This is a genomic window from Glutamicibacter sp., assembly GCF_050701915.1.
Taxonomy (GTDB): domain Bacteria; phylum Actinomycetota; class Actinomycetes; order Actinomycetales; family Micrococcaceae; genus Glutamicibacter.
Genome location: NZ_JBOGEG010000017.1, coordinates 74,117 through 81,401 on the forward strand (window position 1 = coordinate 74,117; position 7,285 = coordinate 81,401).

The window sequence follows — 7,285 nt, forward strand, 5'->3', positions numbered from 1 at the left end:
AGTCAGCAGGCCTCGGCAAACACCGCCACTGTTGCTTAACCCGGAATTCGCCCGATTCCTGAGGCGAGAAGCACGTCACTTTGAACAGTATTCGCTCAGTGTTCCGACTGATGGAACGCGAACTAGCTACTGCGGCTCAATGCGAGTGGAATAGAACTTAGATAAATAAGCAACACGCATTGGTCTGCTTCTATCCCAAGGAGAACTTCATGCCACAGGCATTGCTATGCATGTCCCACAGTCCGCTGCTGGAACACACCAATCCACCAGCTGAGGTCAAAGCCGCAGTTGAAGAAGCCTTCGAGAAGGCTCGCGCCTTCGTCAAGGATTTTGATCCAGATCTGATCATCAACTTCGGTCCGGACCACTACAACGGTTTCTTCTACGACCTGATGCCCCCCATTCTGCATCGGCTACGAAGCACTGGGCACCGGCGACTACAACTCGTGGGATGGACCGATCAACGTTCCAACCACTATCTCCCAGGACCTGGCAGAATTTGTCATCTCCCAGGACATCGACACCGCCATCAGCCGCAAGATGGAAGTTGACCACGGTGCGGTGCAGCCCGTGGAAATCATGTACGGAAATCTGTCGGACAAGCCGATGATCCCCATCTTCGTGAACTCCGTGGCCCGCCCCTTCGTCAAGGTTTCCCGCGTTCGCAAGTTCGGCCAGGCTGTCGGCGAGTTCTTCAAGAACTCCGACAAGAAGGTCTTGTTCATCGGTTCGGGTGGACTCTCCCATGATCCCCCTGTGCCGCAGATCGCCACCGCTACCGAGGAGCAGCGTGCTTTCCTCACCGATGGCCGCAAGCCGACGCCGGAGGCCCGTGCGGCACGCCAGCAGCGCACCATCGATACGGCCGTTGCTTTCGCCAAGGGCGAGGCCGACATCATGGACCTGAATCCGGAGTGGGATCAGGCGTTCCTGGAAATCTGCAAGTCCGGTGATGTCACCGGGTTCGATGCACTGAACGCAGACGAGATGGACGCGGTAGCAGGCCATTCCTCGCATGAGGTTCGCACTTGGGTTGCCGCATACTCGGCGCTCAAGGCCTGCGGTGATTATGAGGTCACCTACGAGTTCTACAAGCCAATCAAGGAATACATTGCCGGTTTCGGCGTAACGACAGCGGTGATCAAGTAATGACTCAAGCTCCACAGGCAGGCGCAGCGGACTGGGCAAGCAACCATTCCTCCCAAGCCCCACGCAGCGAACTAATCAAGCGACTGGCCAGCGAACTGCTGGCCGCGACCGAGACCCGGGACCCGGTTCCACCGTTGCGTGATCGTGTACTGGAGATGACCCTGGAAGATGCGTACCAGGTTCAGGATGCGCAGTTGCAGCATCATGTAGCCAATGGCCGCGTGCTGGCGGGCCGCAAGGTCGGGCTGACTTCGCTGGCCATGCAGCAGCAGCTGGGCGTCGACTCGCCGGATTTCGGCTACTTCTTCGCTGACATGGTGCACCACGAAGACGCGTCCATCCCAGCAGGCAATTTCATTTCGCCAAAGGTAGAACCAGAATTCGGATTCGTGCTCAAGGAAACACTTTCCGGTCCGGGCGTCACCCGCGAGCAGGCAGCTGCAGCGATTGGTGAAGTCTATGCAGCCATCGAGATCATCGATTCGCGGGTTGCCGATTGGAACATCAAGCTGGTGGACACCGTCGCTGATAACGCCTCCTGCGGGGCGATTGCCGTCGGCACCACCCCCTTGGAGGTAGCCATCGAGGACCTGGCCGACGTGGAATGCTCGCTGCTCATCGACGGCAAGATCGTTGCCAGCGGCAAGGGCGAAGCGGTCATGGGTGACCCGGTAGCCCCACTGGCATGGCTCGCGAACGTCCTCGGCGAACAGGGTGTAGCCCTGGAAGCCGGCCAGCTGATCCTGCCAGGCTCCTTCACCGGTGCCGTCCCAGTCGAGCAGAACACCAGTGCCACCGCTGATTTCGGTGCGCTCGGCTCGCTGACCATCAATTTCTCCTAGCAACGCCCGCCGTTGCCCCACGAACTCGTTTTTGCCCAGTAGCTAAGGAAGCTCTCTCATGGCCAAGAAAACTGCCGCCATCGTCGGTTCCGGAAATATCGGTTCCGACCTCATGTTCAAGATCATGCGCCGCTCGACTAACGTCGAGGTCAAGTACATGATTGGTGTAGATCCAGCATCAGACGGACTGGCTCGCGCTGCCCGCCTGGGCATCACCACATCCGCCGAGGGCGTGGACTGGCTGCTAGCCCAGGACGAGCTGCCGGACTTCGTCTTCGAATGCACCTCGGCCAAGGCCCACGAGGCCAACGCACCGAAGTACAAGGCCGCCGGAATCCACGCCATCGACCTGACCCCGGCTGCGGTTGGCCCCTACCTGGCTCCGGTGGTGAATCTGGATACGCTGACCGACACCATGAACGTCAACATGATCACCTGCGCCGGCCAGGCCACCACACCGATCGTTGCCGCGGTCTCCTCCATCGTCCCGGTGGAGTACGCCGAGATCGTTGCTTCCATCGCGTCGAAGTCCGCCGGCCCGGGCACGCGAGCGAATGTGGACGAATTCACCGAAACCACCGCCAAGGCCCTTGAGGTGGTTGGCGGTGCGAAGCGCGGCAAGGCGATCATCATCATCAACCCGGTGGAACCGCCGATGATGATGCGCAACACCATTTACTGCATGATTCCGGCAGAAGCCGCTGCACCCGGTGATACCCGCGAAGCGATCCGCGCCGCCATCGACAAGGCTGCCGAGCAGATCCGCGACTACGTCCCGGGCTACCAGTTGCGCCTGGAACCGCAGTTCGAGGAAGCCCGCGAGGACTGGGGCGGCTTTGGCCGAGTCGGCATCTGGGTCCAGGTAGCTGGCGCCGCCGATTACCTGCCGGAGTACGCAGGCAACCTGGACATCATCACCGCTGCAGCCACCCGCACCGCGGACCTGCTCTCAGAGAAGATCGACGCCGCGCGTTCCGCCGCGTCGGTGAACTAAGGATTAGGGGACGCAATCATGACTGCACCTATGGATACCGCTTTCGACATCCGTCTGACCGACACTACCCTGCGCGATGGATCGCACGCCATGAGCCACAAATTCACCGAAGAGCATGTTCGCTCGGTGGTTCGTGCGCTGGATGACTCCCGTGTTGAGGTCATTGAAGTAACCCACGGCGATGGCCTGGGCGGCTCCTCCTTCAACTACGGCTTCTCGCTGACCCCGGAATTGGATCTGATCAAAGCCGCTGTGGACGAAGCCAAGCAGGCGAAGATCGCTGTGCTGATGCTGCCAGGACTTGGCACCATCCACGACCTGAACCAGGCCCATGAAGTTGGAGCATCGGTAGCCCGCATCGCCACCCACTGCACCGAGGCGGACGTTTCGATCCAGCACTTCCAGCACGCACGCAAACTGGGCATGGAGACCGTCGGCTTCCTGATGCTCAGCCACCGCATTACCCCCGAGGAACTGGCCAAGCAGGCACGCATCATGGCTGATGCGGGGTGCCAGTGCGTCTATGTGGTGGACTCGGCCGGCGCGCTGATCCTGGATGATGTCTCTGACCGCGTTTCGGCACTGGTTGCCGAACTGGGCAGCGACGCGCAGGTAGGCTTCCACGGCCACCAGAACATGAGCTTCGGTGTTGCCAACTCGGTGTACGCGGTGCGTGCCGGCGCCAAGCAGATCGATGGCACCTTGATGGCTCTGGGCGCAGGTGCGGGCAATTCCCCTACCGAAGTTCTGGCTGCCGCTTTCGACCGGCTTGAGATCAAGACCGGTGTCGACATCCAGGGCGTCATGGCTGCGGCTGAAGATGTAGTCAAGCCATTCATCACCCGCATGCCGGTGATGGACCGTGCTTCGATCATGCAGGGCTATGCAGGCGTGTACTCCTCATTCCTGATCCACGCCGAACGAGCAGCAGATCGCTATGGCGTTCCTGCATATCGCATCCTCGAAGAGGTCGGCAAGGCCGGATACGTTGGCGGCCAGGAAGACATGATTGTTGACGTGGCGGTGCAGTTGGCTGCGCAGAAGTAGGACGCCTCCGAGTGCAACGGAAGCCGCAAAGTCTCAGACTGGGCGGCTTCCGTTTCCGTTCTTGATGCTATGCACTGAGGAAGGTCACGGTGATACGCGCCGGGATCTGCGCGTAAACCGCATGCAGGACGTTAGCCTCAACGAATATGCAGCCGCCAACGGCTAGCGGGTATTTGCGCCCTTCTACGGTGAACTCGATTTCGCCTTCAATCACCGAAACGATGATCGGGGTGCGAGCTACATGTTCTTTCAGCTCGACATTCGCGTCAAAAGCAATTTCCGTGATCTGCGCTTTTTCGCCGGCGAAGATTCGCTTGGCCGCATATTTTCCCGGCTTGAGCGGGTTGCGCTCCGCATTGCCCACCGCTGAAAACGAAATCAGCTCGGATTGTTCAGCAGCAGTATTTTCGCTCAAGGGAATTCCCGCTTTCCGGTGCATGTGAATCGACGTCGATTTACCTACCAGCATGCTCCTTTTCCCCTTCGGGAGCCAACTACCACCTGAAACCTGCAGTCCACTGCGCTGCTGCACGTCATACCGGCAGCTTCCGAATCCGGGAACCGATCGCTGGCAGCCGCACCTCGCAACGCCGTGTCCTTGTTTACGCGGGTTTTTCCCGTTCAAGAAGCAAGGTGCGCCCGGTCTATGCCATGATCAAAGCGTGAATAAAGACGCTACCTCACCTGCTCGCACCGCAGGGTCGCAAACTCTAGCGCGCGGCCTGGCGATTCTCCGCTTGGTCACGGAAGCTGCCGATGGCTTGTCTCCCGCCGAGGTAGCCGCCGCAGCCGACGTGCATCGCACGGTGGCCTACCGGATTCTCAATACGTTGTGTGATGCGCAGATGCTGCGCCGGGGATCCGATGGCCGCTACCGCGGCGCGGCCGGTTTGCTCCCCTTGGCCGCGGCTGGTCACCAGCATCTTCGCACCGCGGCTTTGCCCTTGCTGCGCGAAGCGGCCGATGAATTGGGCATCACCGTTTCGCTACTGGTGCGCGAAGCAGATATCGCGGTGGCGCTCGCTGTGGTCTCGCCACGCCACGGTACCTATCACGTAGCCTTTTCCGAAGGCTCGCATCACCCCATTACGCAGGGAGCCGCGGGCATGGCACTGCAGGCCGCCGAACCCGAGCGCGCCACCGATTCCGAGCAGATCCGCGATGTGCGCAAACGCGGCTATGCACAGACCTTCGGGCAAGTGGAAGAGAACATGCACGGCTTGGCTGTGCCCCTGAAGCTTGGTGCCGGGCAGCCTTTTGCATGCTTGAATGCGATTACCGTTCGCGAGCAGCAAGCTGCTGATTCGGCCAAGACCCTGCAACGCATCGCAGCCGAGCTGTCTCGGCTTATCCGCATCTGATCCCCTTTTCGGCAGCAAACGTTCTGCCATGCGGAACGCCCGGTTGACCCACGTCACAGACAGTGGTGTTATGGAACTCAAAAGCGGTGCACATACTGTTCAAAAGTGTGCGTTATTGACACAAAAGTGAGTTTTCAATGGCTGAGTCCACACCTACCACCAGTGAAGTCCTGATTGTCGGCGCCGGTCCAACCGGCCTCATGCTCGCCAATATCCTTGGTGGCTACGGCCATTCGGTGACTGTGCTCGAAGCACGCGACACCCTGATCGACTATCCGCGAGGCGTGGGGCTGGATGACGAGTCGCTGCGCACCATCCAGAGCATCGGCCTGGTTGAACAGGTCCGCCCGCACACCACCCCGCAGCACATCATGCGCCTGGTCAATGGCCGAGGCAAGAGCATCATCATCAATAACCCGCAGACCGATGAATTCGGCTGGGAACGCAAGCACGGATTCATCCAGCCAGAAGTAGACCGCGAGCTCTTCAATGGCCTGAGCCGATTCGCTAACGTCAACGTTCACTTCGGCCACGAAGTCCTGGACGTTGAAGAGTCCGCAGACCGTGTCACCGCCATTGCCCGGACTACCGACGCAGCAGGCAACGATACTGAGACCCGCTTCGAAGCCCAGTACCTCGTTGGTTGCGAAGGCGGCAAGTCCCCGACCCGAAAGCGCCTGGGCGTGAGCTTCGAAGGCGAATCGCCATCCACTCGCTGGCTCGTGGTCGACGTGAACAACGACCCGCTGGGCACGCCAAACGTTTTCCTGGGCGCCGACCCGGAGCGTCCTTATGTTTCTATCGGCTTGCCGCACGCAGTACGCCGCTGGGAGTTCATGCTCCGCGACGACGAAACCGAAGAGCAGGCAACCGATCCTGAATTCGTGAATCAGATGCTGGCCGCCCACGTACCGGATCCGAGCACTCTGAACTACATCCGGCGCCGCGTATTCACCCACCACGCGCGCGTGGCTGGCTCATTCCGCAAGGGCCGGCAGATTATCGCCGGCGACGCCGCGCATCTGATGCCAGTATGGATGGGACAGGGCTGGAACTCCGGCATGCGCGATGCCACGAACCTCGGCTGGAAGCTGGCCACCATCCTCTCCGGCCAGGCCACCGATAAGCTGCTCGACACCTTCACCGATGAGCGCCGCGACCACGCAAAGGCGATGGTGGACCTGTCGCTGACCATGGGCAAGATCATCAAGATCACCAACCCGCTGGGTGTCATCGCTCGTGATACGGCATCCAGCGTGCTCAATCTCTTCCCATCGGTCAAGAGCTACTTCGCGGATATGCGCTTCAAGCCCATGCCGCGCTACGTCAAGGGCGTGCTGGCCGACCCGAGCACCAAGGCTTCGGGCAGCGCCAACGGCAAGCTGACCAGCAAGCTGATTCCATTCACCACCGCGAACACCACCGTTTCGCCAGTGGGCGTGCAGTTCATCCAGCCCAAGGTGCGCACCGATGAGCTGGGCACCGTGCTGCTCGACGAGGCTGTTGGCAAGTGGTGGACCCTGCTGGTCTGGGGCAACGATCCAGCGGATGTCCTGCCGGCGCGCACTCGTGCCAAGCTCGCGGAGCTGGGGGCACGCCTGGTCGCAGTTGTTCCTGAAACCCAGTACGGATGGGCCAAGCGCGACATGCACGAGGACACCTTGGTCCTCTCGGATGCCACTGGCCGCTTGAAGAAGTGGTTCGACGACCGTCCAACCCCAATGCTGCTGATCCGCCCGGACCGCTTCGTTGCCGGCGCCTGCCTGAACCAGGACGGGCCGCAAACCATTGATGCGGTCTTGGCAGCAATGAATTTCCAGGGGGCAGCTCGCGCCGTTGCTGATGCTTCGACAGCACCGGCTAACTAATGCAAAGACCGTGCGGCCTTGGCG

The 7,285-nt window shown here is 60.5% G+C and carries 7 protein-coding genes; 6 read left to right on the top strand and 1 reads right to left on the bottom strand.

The features are described 5' to 3' along the window. Positions 1-423: 423 nt before the first annotated feature. The 4 genes from ACRDT3_RS11530 to dmpG are packed head-to-tail and all read left to right on the top strand — an operon-like array spanning position 424 to position 4,032. On the top strand, positions 424-1,149 hold the full coding sequence (locus ACRDT3_RS11530; RefSeq protein ID WP_431493113.1) for a 3-carboxyethylcatechol 2,3-dioxygenase: 726 nt from the start codon (positions 424-426) through the stop codon (positions 1,147-1,149). Then, entirely contained in the window at positions 1,149-1,991 is an 843-nt protein-coding gene (locus ACRDT3_RS11535) for a 2-keto-4-pentenoate hydratase (RefSeq protein WP_431493101.1), read from the top strand. Before ACRDT3_RS11530 ends, ACRDT3_RS11535 begins: the two co-directional genes overlap by 1 nt. 58 nt (positions 1,992-2,049) lie before the next feature. Next, the gene (locus ACRDT3_RS11540) at positions 2,050-2,985 is read left to right on the top strand and encodes an acetaldehyde dehydrogenase (acetylating) (RefSeq protein WP_431493102.1); all 936 of its coding nucleotides are present in this window, start codon (positions 2,050-2,052) and stop codon (positions 2,983-2,985) included. An 18-nt stretch (positions 2,986-3,003) separates the two neighbouring features. Next, positions 3,004-4,032 (top strand): 4-hydroxy-2-oxovalerate aldolase, encoded by a 1,029-nt coding sequence (dmpG, locus tag ACRDT3_RS11545; protein WP_431493103.1) that lies wholly within the window; start codon positions 3,004-3,006, stop codon positions 4,030-4,032. Between the two features lie 67 nt (positions 4,033-4,099). On the opposite strand, the gene ACRDT3_RS11550 is transcribed toward dmpG, so the two are convergent. Continuing rightward, on the bottom strand, positions 4,100-4,564 hold the full coding sequence (locus ACRDT3_RS11550) for a cupin domain-containing protein (RefSeq protein ID WP_431493104.1): 465 nt from the start codon (positions 4,562-4,564) through the stop codon (positions 4,100-4,102). 130 nt (positions 4,565-4,694) lie between these two features. Here ACRDT3_RS11550 and ACRDT3_RS11555 point away from each other — a divergent pair, with 130 nt between their 5' ends. Together ACRDT3_RS11555 and ACRDT3_RS11560 are read left to right on the top strand one after the other, a co-directional pair. Beyond that, positions 4,695-5,393, top strand: coding sequence for an IclR family transcriptional regulator (locus ACRDT3_RS11555; protein WP_431493105.1), 699 nt, complete (start codon positions 4,695-4,697; stop codon positions 5,391-5,393). A 137-nt stretch (positions 5,394-5,530) separates the two neighbouring features. Continuing rightward, positions 5,531-7,261: a bifunctional 3-(3-hydroxy-phenyl)propionate/3-hydroxycinnamic acid hydroxylase gene (locus ACRDT3_RS11560; RefSeq protein ID WP_431493106.1), complete on the top strand. Its 1,731-nt coding sequence runs from the start codon at positions 5,531-5,533 to the stop codon at positions 7,259-7,261. Positions 7,262-7,285: the final 24 nt, after the last annotated feature.